This is a genomic window from Shewanella sp. DW31 (assembly GCF_015767295.1).
Taxonomy (GTDB): Bacteria; Pseudomonadota; Gammaproteobacteria; order Enterobacterales; family Shewanellaceae; genus Shewanella; species Shewanella oncorhynchi.
In genome coordinates, this window is the sequence record NZ_JADWMP020000034.1 from 1 (window position 1) to 14,894 (window position 14,894).

General features: G+C 44.3%; 14 protein-coding genes. 7 read left to right on the forward strand and 7 right to left on the reverse strand.

Translation table 11 applies throughout. The features are described from left to right. The first annotated feature begins 798 nt into the window (after positions 1 to 798). Complete coding sequence (gene nhaD, locus GWI56_RS20470) at positions 799 to 2,046, forward strand: sodium:proton antiporter NhaD (protein WP_028760859.1); 1,248 nt, start codon at positions 799 to 801, stop codon at positions 2,044 to 2,046. 107 nt (positions 2,047 to 2,153) lie between these two features. Here the strand turns inward: nhaD and GWI56_RS20475 are convergent, their stop codons facing one another. Continuing rightward, positions 2,154 to 3,236: a general secretion pathway protein GspB gene (locus GWI56_RS20475; protein ID WP_198573912.1), complete on the reverse strand. Its 1,083-nt coding sequence runs from the start codon at positions 3,234 to 3,236 to the stop codon at positions 2,154 to 2,156. Continuing rightward, on the reverse strand, positions 3,236 to 4,909 hold the full coding sequence (locus GWI56_RS20480; protein ID WP_198573913.1) for an ExeA family protein: 1,674 nt from the start codon (positions 4,907 to 4,909) through the stop codon (positions 3,236 to 3,238). The genes GWI56_RS20475 and GWI56_RS20480 overlap by 1 nt, the downstream gene beginning before the upstream one ends. Before the next feature lie 178 nt (positions 4,910 to 5,087). Between GWI56_RS20480 and GWI56_RS20485 the strand changes: the two genes are divergently transcribed. Both GWI56_RS20485 and GWI56_RS20490 read left to right on the forward strand, forming a co-directional pair. Next, positions 5,088 to 6,338 carry a multifunctional CCA addition/repair protein gene (locus tag GWI56_RS20485; RefSeq protein ID WP_198573914.1) on the forward strand — a complete coding sequence of 417 codons (1,251 nt, stop codon included), beginning with the start codon at positions 5,088 to 5,090 and terminating at the stop codon, positions 6,336 to 6,338. 233 nt (positions 6,339 to 6,571) lie between these two features. After that, positions 6,572 to 6,838 (forward strand): Lpp/OprI family alanine-zipper lipoprotein, encoded by a 267-nt coding sequence (locus tag GWI56_RS20490; protein WP_006080732.1) that lies wholly within the window; start codon positions 6,572 to 6,574, stop codon positions 6,836 to 6,838. A 621-nt stretch (positions 6,839 to 7,459) separates the two neighbouring features. Here GWI56_RS20490 and GWI56_RS20495 read toward each other — a convergent pair. The 4 genes from GWI56_RS20495 to folB all read right to left on the reverse strand — a co-directional run bounded on the left by GWI56_RS20495 (position 7,460) and on the right by folB (position 10,162). Then, the gene (locus GWI56_RS20495; RefSeq protein WP_168823472.1) at positions 7,460 to 8,302 is read right to left on the reverse strand and encodes a putative RNA methyltransferase; all 843 of its coding nucleotides are present in this window, start codon (positions 8,300 to 8,302) and stop codon (positions 7,460 to 7,462) included. A 118-nt stretch (positions 8,303 to 8,420) separates the two neighbouring features. After that, positions 8,421 to 9,221, reverse strand: coding sequence for an undecaprenyl-diphosphate phosphatase (locus tag GWI56_RS20500; protein ID WP_173246178.1), 801 nt, complete (start codon positions 9,219 to 9,221; stop codon positions 8,421 to 8,423). An 18-nt stretch (positions 9,222 to 9,239) separates the two neighbouring features. Then, positions 9,240 to 9,743, reverse strand: coding sequence for a 2-amino-4-hydroxy-6-hydroxymethyldihydropteridine diphosphokinase (gene folK, locus GWI56_RS20505; protein WP_113940689.1), 504 nt, complete (start codon positions 9,741 to 9,743; stop codon positions 9,240 to 9,242). A gap of 68 nt (positions 9,744 to 9,811) precedes the next feature. Next, complete coding sequence (gene folB, locus GWI56_RS20510; protein WP_105249889.1) at positions 9,812 to 10,162, reverse strand: dihydroneopterin aldolase; 351 nt, start codon at positions 10,160 to 10,162, stop codon at positions 9,812 to 9,814. A gap of 268 nt (positions 10,163 to 10,430) precedes the next feature. On the opposite strand from folB, the gene plsY reads away from it, so the two are divergent. After that, on the forward strand, positions 10,431 to 11,042 hold the full coding sequence (gene plsY, locus GWI56_RS20515; RefSeq protein ID WP_028760867.1) for a glycerol-3-phosphate 1-O-acyltransferase PlsY: 612 nt from the start codon (positions 10,431 to 10,433) through the stop codon (positions 11,040 to 11,042). An 83-nt stretch (positions 11,043 to 11,125) separates the two neighbouring features. Here the strand turns inward: plsY and tsaD are convergent, their stop codons facing one another. Beyond that, positions 11,126 to 12,142 (reverse strand): tRNA (adenosine(37)-N6)-threonylcarbamoyltransferase complex transferase subunit TsaD, encoded by a 1,017-nt coding sequence (gene tsaD, locus GWI56_RS20520; RefSeq protein WP_198573915.1) that lies wholly within the window; start codon positions 12,140 to 12,142, stop codon positions 11,126 to 11,128. 215 nt (positions 12,143 to 12,357) lie between these two features. Between tsaD and rpsU the strand changes: the two genes are divergently transcribed. The 3 genes from rpsU to dnaG all read left to right on the forward strand — a co-directional run bounded on the left by rpsU (position 12,358) and on the right by dnaG (position 14,831). Next, on the forward strand, positions 12,358 to 12,573 hold the full coding sequence (gene rpsU / locus GWI56_RS20525) for a 30S ribosomal protein S21 (RefSeq protein WP_006080725.1): 216 nt from the start codon (positions 12,358 to 12,360) through the stop codon (positions 12,571 to 12,573). A 6-nt stretch (positions 12,574 to 12,579) separates the two neighbouring features. Next, positions 12,580 to 13,023, forward strand: a complete 444-nt coding sequence (locus GWI56_RS20530) for a GatB/YqeY domain-containing protein (protein ID WP_028760869.1) — start codon at positions 12,580 to 12,582, stop codon at positions 13,021 to 13,023. Between the two features lie 83 nt (positions 13,024 to 13,106). After that, entirely contained in the window at positions 13,107 to 14,831 is a 1,725-nt protein-coding gene (gene dnaG, locus GWI56_RS20535) for a DNA primase (RefSeq protein ID WP_198573916.1), read from the forward strand. Positions 14,832 to 14,894: the final 63 nt, after the last annotated feature.

A 14,894-nucleotide genomic window follows, 5' to 3' on the forward strand; every position in this document is an offset into this window, starting at 1 on the left:
TAAGCCACAACTGAACCTCACTAACGCAGAGTTTAATGCTATTACAGTTATGGCTTGTTAAACCGATCTCAGGTTAGTTAGCTTTGTGTCGCTTTAATAACGATCAGACTTTTTAGAACCTAAAGCCGATTTAAATATTATCCCAGCCTCCATGAATTGTAAGGTCAAGTTGATATGCTCAATAACGTGCTAAGGCCACCCCATCACGCCCAGCGCAATAAGCTGCTTGCCACAATATATTAACCAAACGAGTGAGCCTAAAAGCAAAAGACTCCGGATAACAAATCTCATTTTCCTCTACTTCAAAAACACAATATCCATTATTGATACCCAAACAAGCTCAAGACGCAGAATTCTGCGGGACTGAGTGCTAAGAGCACTCTACTTCCGAGTGGCACTCATTCAAAAGGCAAGCATTAAAAATGCCTGCCTACATAGGCATGACAATTCAGGAATATCGACCTGAATAAAAATTAATTGAAGAATATGCAAACTAACTGCTTAGACTTTAATCGTAGATCTCACTTTTAACGCGGTAATCAAATCAAACAATACAGTTAATAACGCTGCAATAATCACAATAACCAATATATAAAACTAATTAGCAACCAAAAAGCATGAGATGGACATCACAAAGAAGCATTAAATTGAGTTACAGCTAACAGTTGCGTTCTCTAGCCCATTATGTTCTGATCCGCACGCGCTAACACGGCTAGCTTAATTTAGCCTTGATATGCCCAATCTTTAGGTTGACTCAAGTCGCCCTACGACATCAAAACAGCAGTTGGAATTGCAGTTATGTTAAATACCTTTCTCATCTTACTGGCCGTGCTCGCATTGCTCAGTATTATTTTCGAAGAAGTGACCCACCTTAATAAAGCAAAAACCACCTTATTCTTTGGTTGTATCTCTTGGGTAGCGCTGTTTATGGCTGCAGGGGAACCGGCTAATGAGAAAATCGTTGCCCATCAGCTCAATGAAAATTTGCTCGAGATTGCCACACTTTGGCTCTTTCTGATGTCGACCATGACCTTCGTAGCATATTTGAATGCTAAGGGTATGATCCAAATCATGGTGCAAAAGCTGTTTCCGCAGAAAGTATCAGTGCGTATGTTAATGATCCAAGTCGCCCTATTCGCACTCGTGCTCTCAGCATTTTGTGATAACGTCACCGCGACTTTAGTGTCTTTAGGTTTATTAACCACCTTTAAACTCGACAAGCAAATGCGCCGTAGAATGGCAGTGTTGATTATATTCGCGGTGAACTCAGGCGGTGTAGCCCTGATCACTGGCGATGTGACGACACTGATGATCTTCTTAGCTGGACATGTGCATATGTCTGAACTGCTGATGTTATTTATCCCATCGGCCGTGAGCGTGATTTTACTGGCAACCCTGTTCTCACTCAAAGCCGAAGGTGTTGTGAGCACGACGCCAATCAAACATACTTATCAAACCGTTGATGTATTGATTGCCCTCGTCTTCTTCTGCACCATTTTAATGACCATGCTACTCAACATATTGTTTGGTATCCCGCCAGTGTTAACCTTCTTAACGGGTCTATCAATTATGTTCCTGATTGGCCATACCACGCGCAGTGATAAAGAAGAAATCAAGATCCTAGAGTATATTCGCCAAGTTGAATACGACACCCTGTTGTTCTTCTTAGGTATTTTACTGCTCGTTGGTATGCTTAAAGAAATTGGCACCTTAGACATGTTGACTGAAGCTTATACTCAGTTTAATCCAAACATCTCTAACTTCGTCACGGGTATGGGCTCAGCCTTAATTGATAACGTACCGCTAACGGCGGCATTGTTAAAAGCCAATCCAGTGCTGAGTACTCCTGAATGGCTTGGCTTGACTTACAGCGTCGGGGTAGGTGGTTCACTGCTGATTATCGGTTCAGCATCAGGTATTGTAGCCATGAGTAAAGTAAAAGAACTGACTTTTGTGAGTTACTTGAAATATGTTCCTGCACTTTTCCTCTGCTACAGCGTCGGTTACGCACTGACCCTATTCTTAGCCAACAGACTGTTTGATTAAGTTGAGATTCACTAAGATCAAAAAAGGCGCCTAGTGCGCCTTTTTTATCAACTACTTATTTATTGTTACCACAAATAACCGCTAGCATGACTTATCGTAATACCTGATTAGATTGCGGGCACTTTAAACTGGGTTCCTTGAATATCTAACACTATGTCCCTTGGACGAATAGAGATGATTTTCAGCTTACCAGCAATCATATCCCCTTCTTGTAACTCAGCACCGTCTACATTCAGCCATCTCTGGGCAGGGTCGCTGGAATAAACATGAGCAACGATATTAAATTCAGGCACTTGTAATTGCAGACCTGCAGGTAATTGGCCGTATTTCGGAATTTCATCCACAGCAGTTTTGGGGATCGGATCTAATTTAGCTTCAGTGACATTCGTCTCTGCAGCATTAACATATTCCACATCCTTTAATGCATTTTGAAAGGAAGCCACTAACTTATCTTCATCGCGACTTTTATTGGTCTCTAAACCGACATCTTCCGCCGCGGCACTGACTTGCTGACGCAGGGCTTCAAGACTCGCTAGACCCGACTCATTGGCATTAGCGCCTAACATCATAGGCTGCTGTGATTGCGTCTCTGCTGGCACAACCGCTTCCTGACTTGCCGCATCGACTTGGGCTGACGTCGACATATAATCTGCGTAGCTTGAATCACTAAAACCCGAATTGCTATCACTTTGAGCTGGCATACCAACAGAATTGGTCGTTATATTCGCGCTAGCATTCATTTCAGGCGCATTTGATACTACAGTCTCAGCCTGAAATTGCGGCGATACCGTTAGCTCGGGTAAAGTCTGCGTCCGAGGAAGCGCCACTTTCCCAGCAAGCCGAACACCTGAAGCAGCACTGGGCTCAACTTGGAGCTCAGAGGCAGCTCCTACCGTAGACTGAAGCTCATTTTTAATCCCAGTCGAGGGTGGCAATGATGAAGTTGATGGCAGTATGTTAGCCACTGCCACAGTATCACTTTGGGGAGGTCGAGTTTTATCCCAAACGCTTAATCCCCAAGCCACACCAATTCCAGCGGCAACTGCAACGACTAATATAGACAGTTTTCCTATCGGCACACCCGATTTACGTGGCTGTGGATAATTCGCCCTTGGCGTCATCACAGCATCAGGTAACGGTGATTGTTGCTGTTGTTTATTGCGGGTTACGGCATCGAGTAAAATGGACATCAGCTGCGCCCCCCATCATCAGTTAACCGTGGGCCTTGCTGACTTAAATACAAATTTAATCTCACTAATGTTTGATTCCCTGCAATACCATCGGCTTTTAATCCATGCTGACTTTGGAAGGTTTTAAGATCATTTTCCAATTGCACATCAAATTGATTAACCCGACGGGGGCTACGACCATTCACATGTGCTAACGCATTCTCTAACCACTGTAATTGACCAGGACTCGATTTTTGACTGATATCCATCATAGGCAAATTAGGTGCTTGCCATAATATTTCGAAGGTGCCACTGAAATGTTGATTAAACCAAGCTCTATCAACCCAAAGTTGCTGCTCACCCAGTTGCATCAGTAATTGTTCCCCCTCTACCGCAAGCACTGCACCATAAAAATCTTGTTGCTTGTCATCAACCAAATACACGACAGCCGGATAATTAAGCCGAGTCAGTGACATCCAGTTACCCTGCTGTTGATAGCAAGCTAATCCTTGCTCAACCGCCGATTGGCAAGCCGTCAAGCCTTTATAGGGCACTTTGCCCCACACGCTAAACAAACCTGCAAAAGCAGTATCGATATTGCGACTCTGATTAATCGCCTCGTTTAACAGACGTTGATTAGGATCGGGAATGGAAGTCTGACCGCTTGGTTGATTAGTCGGTTTTACTGACTTATCAGCGACGCCTTCACCACCCAAGGTTTGAGCATTTAATGACGCCACATTTGTTGGCACAGACTCAGTAACCAAATTGGACGCTGGCGCCGTATTGACTGACTTATCAGTAAATAACCAATAAGACACACCAAACGCAACACATAACGCCGCAGCGGTTGCTGTCGGCCACAGATACCTATTTTGAGTCGGTTCTTCTTCACCTAATACTTCAGCCGCGGCTTGCCGCACCATATGATGATCTATGGGCACCCGCGATTGTGCATAGCCTGCCATCAGTGAACGTTCACATAAAAGGTTAATTAATCGAGGGATGCCGCCGCTGTATTTCTGCAAAACGTTAACGGCTTTACGGGTGAATAAAGGCTCAAACCGCCCTGCCACTTGCAAACGATGCAGCACATAGAGGGCGATTTCATCTTCATTGAGCGGCAATAAATGATAACGAGCCGTGATCCGCTGGGCTAACTGACGCAATTCTTGGCGCTTCAATAACAGCTGTAATTCCGGCTGACCGATTAAAATCACCTGCAGTAACTTCTTAGTGTCCGTCTCCAAATTGGTCAGAAGACGCAATTGCTCCAGCACCTCAGGACGTAAATGCTGTGCTTCATCGATAATGAGCACGGTATTACGACCTTTGCTGTGATTTGCCAATAAAAAACGGCTCAAGTGATCAGTCAATTGCTTGAGTGTAGGATTATCGCCGTAGGAAATCTTAAGCTCATCACAAAGCGTTGCGAGTAATTCAAGCTCAGTTAACGACGGATTAAGGATAAAAGCAGTATCGGTATTGTCGGGCAATTGCCCAAGCAAACAACGAGATACTGTTGTTTTACCCGTACCGACTTCCCCTGTTAACAACACAAAGCCGCCCGTTTCCCCTAACCCATAGGTTAAATGGGCTAACGCCTCTCTGTGCCTATCACTCAGAAATAAATAATGGGGATTGGGTGCAATTGAAAAAGGGTTATCGCTGAGTCCGTAAAAGGCCTTGTACATACCACCAATCATCCTAATTTAAAAATAACGCCCCACGTTAAAGCGTCCCAATGTTATTGTCAAAATATCTGCAACATCAATGTGACAGATAAGTGCGCAAATATCTCGCGACGACTTTATCCATCATCTTAATGAGCGTGATAAGCTATGTTCATGACACATTAGCCGAATCTTGCCTGTGAAAATATATCTCGTCGGCGGTGCTGTACGTGACAGCCTGCTCAATCTTCCCATTAAAGATAAAGATTACCTCGTCGTTGGAGCAACACCAGAACAAATGCTGCAACAGGGTTACCGCCAAGTGGGTAAAGATTTCCCCGTATTTCTACATCCCAAAAATCAACAAGAATATGCTTTAGCCCGAACCGAACGAAAAATTGGTCTGGGTTATGGTGGTTTTAGCTGCCACGCCAGCCCTGATGTGACTTTAGAACAAGATTTGTTGCGCCGAGATCTAACCATCAATGCGATCGCCCAAGATGAAAAGGGCAACTTATATGATCCTTTTAATGGTATTGAGGATATTAACGCGCGCCTGTTACGCCATGTGTCGGATGCTTTCGTTGAAGATCCACTGCGAGTGTTACGCGTCGCCCGCTTTGCCGCAAGGTTTCATGCCTTAGGATTTCAAATTGCCGCAGAAACCCTGGCACTGATGCGTCAAATTAGCGCAAGCGATGAGCTTAGCGCTTTAACGGCGGAGCGAGTTTGGCAAGAAGTTGATAAAAGTTTAGGCGGACCTCACCCAGAGGTCTTTTTTGAGGTACTGCACCAATGTGCCGCACTCGAAGTCCTATTCCCTGAAATTCACGCCTTATTTGGCATACCTCAACCTGAAAAATGGCATCCTGAAATAGATACTGGCGTGCATACCTTAATGGTGCTCGCTCAAGCCGCACTGCTCACTGAGGATAAAAGCGTTCGGTTTGCCGCCCTAGTACATGATTTGGGCAAAGCACTGAGCCCAAAAGAGCATTTACCAAAGCATCACGGCCACGGCCAGAAAGGCTTGCCACTCATAAAAGCACTCTGTACCCGTTTACGAGTACCGAATGAGGCACGCGATCTGGCGTTGCTCGTCAGCGACCAACATCAGAACGTCCATCAGGCATTCGAGCTCAGAGCCGAAACTATCGTTAAAATATTCGATAAAGCTGACTTTTGGCGTAAACCAGAGCGCTTAACGCAACTTATATTAGCTTGCACCGCAGATATGCGCGGCCGCACAGGATTTGAAAACATCCCATATCCTCAGGGAGAATATTTAACTCAGTGCTTCACTGTCGCCAATAATGTCGATATTGCCGCCATCATTGCCACTGGTTTCCAAGGCGCAGAGATAAAACAAGCCTTAAATTTACATCGAGTTGAAGCCGTCAGTCAGTTTAAACAAAAAATGCAAACAAAACTGCCGACGGACAACCAGTAATTTGTAAAGGATTTGTAAGTCGTGCATCACTGCATGGTGAATAATGCCCCTTTTTACGATTAGAAATGTCGATATCACATAGAAAAAAAGCTTTTAAAAAAAATTTATATGCCTATAGTGGTTAAACACATTAATATTCGTAGCAAATTAAAATAGCTATGTCATAATTAGGCAGTTTCGCTTACAAAGTAACGAAACATTCAAATCCAACCTATTTTAAGGGATTTTTTACAATGAACAAAAAAGTACTGATGATTGCTGGTTTAGCAATGACTGCCCTACTAGGTGGTTGCGCGAACACTACTGCTCTGGAAGAAAGCGTTGCAACTCTGGGCAACAAAGTTGATCAATTGTCAGCTGATGTTGGTTCTCTGAAATCAGAGCAAAGCAAACTGTCTGCAGACGTTAAAGATGCAAAAGCAGCATCTATGGACGCACAAGCAGAAGCTAAACGCGCAAACGACCGTTTAGACAACGTTGCTTCTCGTTACAAGAAGTAATGAAAGGTAATTTAGCTTACTATTTAGTAAGTTAAGACAAAAGGCTTAAGAAAGATGAAAGCGATAAGCACATCAATCTAAGCCTTTTTTTATGCCTGCAATTCAAGATTGCCATGCTAAGAATAGCGAATGCGACAATACAAAATCGCTAAATTGGTTTTAAACTTCCAAAGGCATGTTAAAGGCGATTCGCCTACCTCCCCCTAAAAGTTAGCCTTGACATACTTCTGTATAAACGAGTGTTATTCCTCTTTTAAATAAAGTCGCGTTATTAATCTAAACTTCTCGTTTGCGTTTTTAAGCATCCCTAACAATCAGCCTCATTTATCATAAAAAATGTATTTATGGGAAGTGAAAGCTAGTAATTTAAAGAACAGCTATAGATAAAAAAATCGAGGCTATATGGAAAACAAAAGCAATAAGAAGGTTGTCTTTGTCACTGAACAAATAGGCCTAAAGTTAAAAATAATAACACCTTCAGCCTATCCAACATAAGAGCAACATAAAAACGTCAAACAGAATCATAGGTTTGAGTAATATAGCCTTTTAAAGCATCAAAAAACCATCTAACTAAGCCTATGAATTGTCTTAAAATTAACCGCATCGACTGCAAGTTTTAACCTATAGCGATTCACTCACGCGTTTATGTGCCAAGACTAATACATAGTCAATTTCTAGCGACTCAAAATGATTAGCTTGAATATCGTGTTTCATCTTGTCAGTTGCACGCCACGCATAGGGTGCCATATCCAATAACGTTAATGCCTGTTCACCTGTAACTGATAAAGTAAAGCGCAGTGACTGAGTTTCTTTTACCAATAATGCTGAGGGTAAATTCACTTGGAAAGGTTTTTCAGCCAAGTCGGAATAAATATATTCTCTGAGTTGCCATAGATGTCGTGGCCCAGGCATAACCAGTAACATGGTCCCATCGTCTTTCAATACCCTGACAGACTCTTTTCCCTTTAACGGCCTATCAATAACAGTAATAAAATCCACACAATTATCGGCAAAGGGTAATTTTTTAGAAGAGCTTAAACACAAGATCCCAGGAGTCTGCGCTTTTGCTGCAGCAAAAATAGCATTTTCTGCGTCCGCTACACCCACGTACTGGACGTTTCGCGGATTTTCGACCTCTGCCAACTTGGAGGCTAAAGCACGTAAATAGAAGCCCTCAGCGCATTCATAATCCAATAAACAAGCGTCAGGCTTGATAGAGCCGGTGATTATCTCAGCCAATTTATCGATTAAAGGCGAAAAGATGCCTGATTCGAGAAGAAAACGCTTAGCCCTAACTTGCTCGCGCGAATCCCCTGTCGGCTTTTGGCGTTGTGGTTTAGTAAAAACCCAATAACCTTGCTCATTTCGATCAAAATGATGCTTATTTGCACAATAAAAACCTTGGGAGGCTTTGTGTTGTTTTAACGCAAGTCCGCAGGTTGGACACTGATATTCGAGACCCATATAAAGCTCCAAAAATAAGTTAAGCTTCAGAAAAATGAGGAAGCTCCAAAAACAAAAATCGGGTACTTGACCCGATTCTATTATTTATAATTTCACTATGATGACTAAGCTGGAATGACTACAAAAAAATAAATCCACACAGCACAGCACCCAGTGCCAAACGGTAAATAACAAACGGGGTCATTCCCATGCGGCTGATGATTTTCAAGAAATAATGAATACATGCATAAGCTGCAACAAAGGAAATCAAAGTGCCTAAGATCAATGCTTGATAATCAATTGGCAGCGCGCTTTCCGCCAAATCTTTACCCACTAAAATTGCCGCGCCTAAGCTCACTGGCACTGACATTAAGAATGAGAAGCGAGCCGCAGCATCTCGACTCAAACCTAGCATTAGCGCCGCGGTCATAGTGGCACCAGAACGTGAAGTTCCAGGGATTAAAGCAAGCGCCTGGGCGAAACCAATTAACAAGGCTTTGCGCCATCCAGTCTGATAGATTGTTAAATCGCGGCGCGACATCTTATCAGCCCACCACAGCAATAAACCAAAAACGACTGTCGTGACCGCGATAACCTCTGTATTACGTAGGTGAGTTGCAATAAAATCCTTAGCCATAAAACCAAAAAATACAGCGGGTAACGTCGCAAGAATAATCCACCATGCCAGCTTGCTGTCTTCGGATTGCTGACCTTTAAAAATGCTTGCAACCCAAGCATTAAACATAGTCCATAACTCGTGTCTAAAATAAATCACCACAGCAAATAACGACCCCGTATTCACCGCCACGTCGAATGACAAACCTTGATCTTCCCAGCCTAAAAGCTGAGCAGGCAGAATTAAGTGGGCAGAACTAGAAATAGGCAAAAACTCAGTTAGCCCTTGAATAAGCGCTAAAATAATGACCTGAAACGTATCCATGACAATCCTATCAATAAATTAAAACGTCAGCCCTTGGGGCCATTCAAACATCACAGGCCAAAGTCGCTGTGACTCTTTATCATACTCTTGCCACAAACTGGCATAGCTTTTATCAACCACGGGATGAATCAATTCCGGCGCTAACTCGGCTAATGGCCATAACACAAAAGCATTATTAACTATCTCTGCACGGGGGAGCGTAACGGGCGTTTCACATACCACATGGTCATAAAGCAGCAGGTCTAAATCTAAAGTTCTTGGGCTAAATTTCTTCGCCCCGACAAGCCGGCCGTGATTCTGCTCGATTTGCTTAAACTGCGCAACTACCGCAGCAATATTAAGGTCAGTTTCAGCACTAGCAACCATATTCAAAAAGTTAGTGCCACTAAAACCTACCGCTTCACTTTCATACATAGAAGAGAGGCGCAGCGGCCCAAAACACGCTCGCAGCGATATTAATCCCGCTTGCAGATGCTGTTCAGGCTCGATATTGCTACCTAGACTGATATAAATACGTGCCATGCAATGTCCGATTTATCTGAAGATAAACATGATTTCTTAATCAACAGTCGAGTTGATCAATCTCTTATCTAACGTGAACGCTCGATCTCAACGCCAACCGACGCAGCAGTGGCGACAGCCCCCGGCTTCATCACGACAACTTTCACCCAAGTCACGTTAAATTCTTGAAGTAAGCAATCCGCTACGCGCTCGGCAACCGTTTCGATTAACTCGATTGGATGCTCAGTAATAAGTTCTGTTAATCGATTGGAAACTGTCTCATAGCAAAGCGCATATTGATAATCGTCTGTCGCGGCAGCAGGTTTGTTATCCCACGCCATATCTAAATCTAGCAACAGGCTTTGATGGATTGTCTTTTCCCACTCATAGACACCAATCACAGTATCGACGCGTAATTGCCGTATAAGTACTTTATCCATGCTTTCTCCAACTAACTTACTACTATGAGGTCTGATAAGCTAAAAGCGATCCTAGCTGTATAATCCGCAATCTTCTGACAGATAACTAATTTGCTTTCTACTCGAGCCAATCCACAGTAGGATAACGCCCTAAAAGGATTTGCTCATTCAGAAAATATCTCAACCTCAAATGGGCGAGTTATTCCACAAACCTATAGCGGGATTGACAACTGAGTCAGCTTTTTAAATTGTTGCGCGATAATACCTTAAGACGCGTAAGGAAACCAATGTGAGTCCATTAACACTGACACTTTTGATGATTTTGGCCGCCTATTTGGCAGGTTCAATCTCGAGTGCTGTGCTGGTTTGTAGAATGAGGGGTTTACCCGATCCAAGATTACAGGGTTCAGGTAATCCGGGAGCCACCAATGTACTGCGAATTGGCGGCGCGAGTTCGGCTGCCATGGTGTTGTTTTTTGACATGCTCAAAGGCGCCCTACCATCTTATTTAGCCTATCTGATGGGCATAGATGCAGTCTCACTCGGACTTATCGCTATCGCTGCCTGCCTTGGGCATATTTATCCCGTATTTTTTGGATTTAAGGGGGGGAAAGGTGTCGCAACAGCTTTTGGTGCTATGGCTCCCATTGGCGATGATTTAGCCATTTGCTTAATGGCATCTTGGATTGTCCTCCTCTTAATTAGCCGCTACTCGTCCCTTGCAGCCATTCTGACGGCCTTACTTGCACCACTTTATACTTGGTGGTTAGACGACAGATTTACCATTCCCGTTGCCATGCTATCGACGCTTATCATTATTCGTCATAAAGACAATATCCAACGGCTACTTAAAGGTGAAGAGTCCAAAGTTTCACGTAAAAAAACGCCTAAAAAATCTTAATGTGACAACATTATTCCAATAAAAAGCTGCGCTATAAGCGCAGCTTTTTTGTTTCAACATAACCTATCAACATCAAAGGCGTTTTATGCCACAGGCGGCAAGGTATCTAACGGCCATCTTGGCTGACCTTTTACCGCCAAATCTTCGTGCTGTCCCGCCTTTAAACGCTGCAATCCTGCAAAGGCAATCATGGCGCCGTTATCGGTACAAAACTCACCACGGGGATAAAACACTTGTCCACCAAGCGAGCTCATCATTTCAGCCAAGGTTTCTCTTAAGCGCGTATTCGCACTCACGCCACCGGCAATCACTAAGCGGTTATAGCCTGTTTGCTTCAGTGCACGGCGGCATTTAATCGCTAGCGTATCAACCACAGCTTCTTCAAAAGCACGAGCAATATTGGCTCGAGTCTGTTCATCCTTAGGTTCGGCAGCAATGGTATTAGCGGTAAAAGTTTTTAGACCCGAAAAGCTAAAATCGAGTCCAGGTCTATCGGTCATAGGCCGCGGAAACTTATACCCTGCAGGTAAACCTTTAGCAGCAAGCTTTGCTAAACGCGGACCGCCGGGATAATCCAGCCCCATTAACTTAGCTGTTTTATCAAACGCTTCACCCGCAGCATCATCAACAGACTCGCCTAATACTTCATAGCGGCCAATTCCATCGACTTTAACCAACATAGAATGGCCACCAGAGACCAATAAGGCCACAAATGGGAACTCGGGCGCGTCATCTTCAAGCATAGGCGCCAGTAGATGTCCTTCCATATGGTGAACACCGATTGCAGGCTTGTCCCAAGCAAACGCCAGTGACCGCCCCACACAAGCGCCAACAAGCAAAGCACCAATCAAACCAGGCCCCTTGGTATAGGCAATCCCATCGAGATCAGCAATTTCAGTATTTGCATCTTTCAGCGCTTGACGAATAAGCGGCACAATTTTGCGTACATGGTCACGCGACGCCAACTCAGGCACCACACCACCATAGTCAGCATGCAGCTTAACCTGACTGTATAAAGTGTGCGATAATAAGCCCAGTTCATCGTCATAGACGGCGATACCTGTCTCGTCACAGGATGTTTCAATACCTAAAACCCGCATGGTGTCTCATCAATTGCTAACTAAAGGGCGCCAATTCTACCCCCAAGCGCTCGATTACTCCAGTCGCGCAGGCCATATTGAGTCCACTATAGGACTGAGCTCAGTTTTAGGGCTTTACAAGCCTAGGTGTCTCGGTATAAAATTCCGCACCATTTTAAATAGACTTGGTTCGAGCAATTGAACCAGAACAACCTACACCTAAGGGGTGATGGCGTATGCCAATTATTAAAGTACGTGAAAACGAACCATTCGACGTAGCTCTGCGTCGTTTCAAGCGCTCTTGTGAAAAAGCTGGTATTTTAGCCGACGTGCGTGCTCGTGAATTCTACGAGAAGCCAACTACTGCACGTAAGCGCGCAAAAGCAGCTGCAGTTAAACGTTTAGCTAAGAAGCTTTCTCGCGAAAACGCACGTCGCGTACGTTTATATTAATCTCATATGAGCCTAATTGATCAGCTAAAAGACCATATGAAACAGGCCATGATCGCCAAAGAGAAGGCGCGCTTGAGCACTATTCGTATGGCATTAGCCGCCATCAAGCAGATTGAAGTGGATACCCGCGAATCTCTGACTGATGAACAGGTTATAGCGGTCTTAACCAAAATGGTGAAACAACGTCGTGACTCGATTGCTCAATTTGAAGCAGCGGGTCGTAACGAGTTGGCCGACGTGGAAGCAGCAGAGATTCAAGTTATTGAAGCTTTCTTGCCTACCCCTCTTACAGAGGCGGAAATCGCGGCGCTCATCGATGCAACTATTGTAGAAGTAGGTGCATCCGCCATGGCGGATATGGGCAAAGTAATGGGAGCATTGAAATCTAAAGTGCAAGGACGTGCAGACATGGGCGCTATCGGCGCTATGATCCGTGCTAAATTGCAATAATTAGCGTTTCACTGTATGAACAAGCCGTGCCTATGCGCGGCTTGTTTGTTTAAATTCGCGCAAGGCGGGATTTTAAGCACTCAATGGCAATACCTCGTGATTTTATCAATGAGCTAATCGCTCGCACTGACATAGTCGAACTTATCGATCGTAAGGTGCCCTTGAAAAAGGCGGGTAAGAACTACTCGGCCTGTTGTCCTTTTCATAGCGAAAAATCACCTTCGTTTACCGTCAGCCGTGATAAACAGTTCTATCATTGCTTTGGCTGCGGTGCTCACGGCAACGCCATCGATTTTGTGATGGAGTATGACCGACTCGATTTTATTGATGCCATTGAAGATTTGGCGGGCCAGCTTGGATTAGAGGTTCCCAGAGAACAAGGCACAGGCAAGCGACATGATGACGGTTTAAGCCGTGACTTATATCAACTCATGGAAGAAGCGAGCCTTTACTTTCAAAACCAACTTAGACAACACCAAGATAAACAAAAAGTTATCGATTATCTTGCCTATCGCGGTTTATCCGATGATGTAGTAGAACATTTTGGTATTGGCTTTGCGCCAGACGGTTGGGATGGCTTATTGGGCCGCTATCGTCAGAATCAAGATGCGCAGGATAAGTTACTGACTGCGGGGATGTTAATTAGCAACGACAGTGGGAAACGTTACGACAGATTTCGTGACCGCCTCATGTTTCCTATCCGCGACAGGCGCGGACGAGTCATTGGTTTTGGTGGCAGAGTTTTAGGTGATGGCACACCCAAATACTTGAATTCTCCAGAAACGCCCATATTTCATAAGGGCAATGAGCTTTATGGTCTCTATGAACTAAAGCAGCGCTATCGCGATCCAGACAAAGTACTGATCGTTGAAGGCTATATGGATGTGGTGGCATTGGCGCAATTTGGCGTCGATTATGCTGTCGCATCATTAGGCACCTCGACCACAGCAGAGCAATTTCAGCTTTTGCTGCGCAGCGCTAAAGAAGTGATTTGCTGTTACGACGGTGACAGAGCGGGTACTGAAGCGGCATGGCGCGCCTTAGAAACAGCATTGCCATTATTAAAGCCTGGCGATCAAGTGCGATTTATGTTCCTGCCTCAGGCCGAAGATCCTGATTCTATGGTACGTAAAATTGGTAAAGATGCATTTGAAACCTTAATGGGCTCTGCCATTGCACTACCCGAGTTTCTATTTGACACGTTAGCGACAAAATACGGTACAGATAAAGGCAACTTAGCGAAACAAGCTTTTATCTTAATTGAAAAAATTCAAGACACTGTGCTGCAAAATTTACTGCTTGAGAACTTAGCTCACAAGTTAGGAATGAACAGCTCAGAAGATATGAAAAAGAAGCTAGGCTTTAGCGTGAAACAAGCTAAACCAATGGCAAGTAAAGGATTAAAAGGACGCGGTACACCATTGCGACTCGCCATCGCACTGCTAGTACAACATCCTAAACTGGGTATGGGTTTACCCCCACAACCCGCACTCGCCCACTTGCAGATGCCAGGCATAGAATTGCTGCCACTGTTATTGGAGATGACTCGAGAGCAAACGTTAAACAGCGCACAACTACTTGAACAATTCCGAGAGCACCCTTACAGCGGCACTCTCCATAAATTGGCCCAATGGGACCATCAAGTGGCGGATGAAAACTTGCTCGAAAAGTTTAAACAAACCCTGGTTTGGTTGAACAATCAATATATTGAACAACGATATCAGGAATTGAGTCTAAAACAGACTCATACAAAAGAAGAGAAGATGCAGCTCTCGAAGCTGATCTCAGTCATGAAAGGGTTAAACTGAGGCAAAAATGTCCTCATTCGCTACCCCAGTGACTAGCACAGATATGTGCACACGGCTATAATT

Coding starts and splice junctions, on each gene's coding strand:
- nhaD (WP_028760859.1), top strand. CDS start 799: ATGTTAAATACCTTTCTCATCTTACTGGCCGTGCTCGCATTGCTCAGT.
- GWI56_RS20475 (WP_198573912.1), bottom strand. CDS start 3,236: ATGTCCATTTTACTCGATGCCGTAACCCGCAATAAACAACAGCAACAA.
- GWI56_RS20480 (WP_198573913.1), bottom strand. CDS start 4,909: ATGTACAAGGCCTTTTACGGACTCAGCGATAACCCTTTTTCAATTGCA.
- GWI56_RS20490 (WP_006080732.1), top strand. CDS start 6,572: ATGAACAAAAAAGTACTGATGATTGCTGGTTTAGCAATGACTGCCCTA.
- GWI56_RS20495 (WP_168823472.1), bottom strand. CDS start 8,302: ATGGGTCTCGAATATCAGTGTCCAACCTGCGGACTTGCGTTAAAACAA.
- GWI56_RS20500 (WP_173246178.1), bottom strand. CDS start 9,221: ATGGATACGTTTCAGGTCATTATTTTAGCGCTTATTCAAGGGCTAACT.
- folK (WP_113940689.1), bottom strand. CDS start 9,743: ATGGCACGTATTTATATCAGTCTAGGTAGCAATATCGAGCCTGAACAG.
- folB (WP_105249889.1), bottom strand. CDS start 10,162: ATGGATAAAGTACTTATACGGCAATTACGCGTCGATACTGTGATTGGT.
- tsaD (WP_198573915.1), bottom strand. CDS start 12,142: ATGCGGGTTTTAGGTATTGAAACATCCTGTGACGAGACAGGTATCGCC.
- rpsU (WP_006080725.1), top strand. CDS start 12,358: ATGCCAATTATTAAAGTACGTGAAAACGAACCATTCGACGTAGCTCTG.
- GWI56_RS20530 (WP_028760869.1), top strand. CDS start 12,580: ATGAGCCTAATTGATCAGCTAAAAGACCATATGAAACAGGCCATGATC.
- dnaG (WP_198573916.1), top strand. CDS start 13,107: ATGGCAATACCTCGTGATTTTATCAATGAGCTAATCGCTCGCACTGAC.